Raw genomic sequence first — 2,382 nt, 5'->3', positions numbered from 1 at the left:
GTTCTGCTGTCCTTGGTTCGCCGTTCGCGTTGCCTCGGTTCGACGTTCCCGCTGCCTAGTTCGCCGTTCGCGTTGCCTCAGTTCACCTGGTTGATGACTGCTGGGCACGCGCCGAAGGCTGAGGAGCCCGAACAGGCACCAGCCGAGCAGGCTGAGCGGTCGCCGGAGGCTGGCGAAGCCGCGGCTACGGAGCACCCGGCTGCCACGGCGCCGCAGGCCACCGAGGACGAGGCATCGACCGCGCCCTCCCCCAGTGCCCCGAAGCCGGCGGCCAAACCGGCCCCGAAGCCCGCCCCGGGCCGCAAGCCCACGCCGGCGGCCATGCCGGGGAAAATTGCTGCCGCTGCTCCCGCACAGCAGGTCATCCCTGTTCCGGCGGTCGCCTCCACACCGCTGTCCGAGGCGTCCAAGTGGGCCCGCGTCACCGACGACGGCCACGTGTTCCTGCTGGTCGACGGGCAGGAGCATCCGGTCGGACAGTACCCGGACGCCAGCAAGGACGAGGCGCTGGCCTACTTCGTGCGCAAGTATGACGACGTGGCGGCCCAGGCTGCCCTGCTGGAACAGCGGGTCGAAGCCAAGGCTCCCTCCAACGACATGCACAAGACCCTCGAGCATCTGAAGGCCCAGGTGGCCGAGCGCCACATGGTGGGCGACGTGCCCGCGCTCGAGTCCCGGCTGGCGAAACTTGGCTCTGCCATCAGCGAACTGCAGAAGGCCGAGAAGGCAAACCAGGAAGCCCAGCGTGCCGCAGAACTGGCGGCCCGCGAAGCCATCGTCGCCGAAGCCGAGGAGATCGCCGGCAAGGACCCGTCGTCGGTGCAGTGGAAAACCAGCAGCGCCCGCATGAACGAACTCTTCGACGCGTGGAAGGCCGCCCAGAAGAACGGCATCCGGCTGGGCCGCAGCACCGAGGACGCACTGTGGAAACGCTTCCGCTCCGCACGGACGGTCTTCGACCGGCACCGCCGCGCGTTCTTCAGCCAGCTGGACAGCGACAACGCTGCGGCAAAGGCCGCCAAGGAAGCCCTGATCGCCCGGGCCGAAGAGCTTTCCACCTCCACCGACTGGGGCCACACCGCGGCCGAGTACCGGAAGCTGATGGACGACTGGAAGGCATCCAAGCGCGCCAGCCGCAAGGACGACGACGCGCTCTGGGCCAGGTTCCGGGCAGCGCAGGACAAGTTCTTCGCGGCACGCCAGTCCGCCAACGAGGCGATCGACCAGGAGTTCGCCGCCAACCTGGTGGTCAAGGAAGCGCTGGTCGCCGAGGCCCAGGCGCTGCTGCCCGTGACCGACCTGTCCGCAGCCAAGAAGGCCCTGCAGTCCATCCGTGATCGTTGGGAGGAAGCCGGCAAGGTTCCGCGCGGTGACATGCAGCGGATCGATGCCGGCCTGCGCAAGGTCGAGGATGCGGTGAAGGCCGCCGAGGACGACCATTGGCGCCGGACGAACCCGGAGACCAAGGCCCGCACCAACAGTGCCCTGTCCCAGCTCGAGTCGGCCATCGCCGGGCTCGAGGATGACCTGGCCCAGGCCGAAAAGGCCGGCGACCAGCGGCGGATCGCCAAGGCCCGGGAGGCCTTGGAGGCCCGCCGCCAGTGGCTCGACACGCTGCAGCGCTCGGCGGAGGACTTCTCCTAGCGGGCTAAGCCCTACACAACCGGAGGGCCCCCAAACGCTTTCCACAAGGCGTTCGGGGGCCCTTCGGCTGTCCCGGACCGTTTGGCATGCTGTCTGCATGGCCCGTCTGCATCCCGCCGCCACGGCGGCTGAACGTACCGCCCAGGCCGCGCCGGCGGTACTGCGGCCAGGGCATCCGTTCAGCCGCAGCGAACTGGAGTGCATGCGCCTGGAGGGCCTCCTGGTCAACGTCTACGGTCCGGGGTTCGCCGTGCCGTGGGAGCCGATCACACCCCGACACCGCGCGGCGGCCGCGTACTTCAGCCTGCCCGAGCAGGTCCGCCGGAAAGTGGTGCTGGGGAGGACGACGGCGGCATGGGTTTACGGCTGCGCGCCGGCCCCGCAGAAGCTCTCGGTGCTGCTGGACCACCGGCACAGGACCACGTCGCAGGGCCGGTATCGCCTTGCCCTGATCCACGAAGTGACCCTGGGCCCCCTGGATACCGTGACTATCGGCGGGGTCCCGGTCAGCACGCCGTTGAGGACCGCGCTGGACGTGGCCCTGCACGCTCCGGACCAAGAGGCCATCCCCGTGTTGCGGGCGCTGACCGGGGCCAGCGGGCTCGGCTGTCCGCTGGACGCCATCCGGCAGGCGGTCGAGGCGAGGCCGAGGGCGATGTTCATGGACTGGATGGCGCCGCCGCCCGTTCCCTTGGTGAGGTTGTCGATGGCGCAGGTGACGACGGCGCGGCCCGCGTG

At 69.7% G+C, this 2,382-nt stretch carries 1 protein-coding gene and 2 pseudogenes; 2 read left to right on the top strand and 1 reads right to left on the bottom strand.

Annotated elements, in window-relative coordinates:
• The first annotated feature begins 93 nt into the window (after positions 1-93).
• Both AC5RV2_RS17165 and AC5RV2_RS17160 read left to right on the top strand, forming a co-directional pair.
• Entirely contained in the window at positions 94-1,644 is a 1,551-nt protein-coding gene (locus AC5RV2_RS17165) for a DUF349 domain-containing protein (protein ID WP_494093341.1), read from the top strand.
• A 97-nt stretch (positions 1,645-1,741) separates the two neighbouring features.
• A pseudogene (locus AC5RV2_RS17160) lies at positions 1,742-2,167 on the top strand (hypothetical protein); the annotation flags it as partial.
• 107 nt (positions 2,168-2,274) lie between these two features.
• On the opposite strand, the pseudogene AC5RV2_RS17155 reads toward AC5RV2_RS17160, so the two are convergent.
• Positions 2,275-2,382 (bottom strand): annotated as a pseudogene (locus AC5RV2_RS17155) (N-acetyl-gamma-glutamyl-phosphate reductase); the annotation flags it as partial.

It is taken from the genome of Arthrobacter sp. Y3225116 (genome assembly GCF_059091245.1).
The sequence above is the reverse complement of the archived record's forward strand: the minus strand, read 5'-3'. Positions and strand labels throughout refer to the sequence as shown.

Coding starts and splice junctions, on each gene's coding strand:
- AC5RV2_RS17165 (WP_494093341.1), top strand. CDS start 94: ATGACTGCTGGGCACGCGCCGAAGGCTGAGGAGCCCGAACAGGCACCA.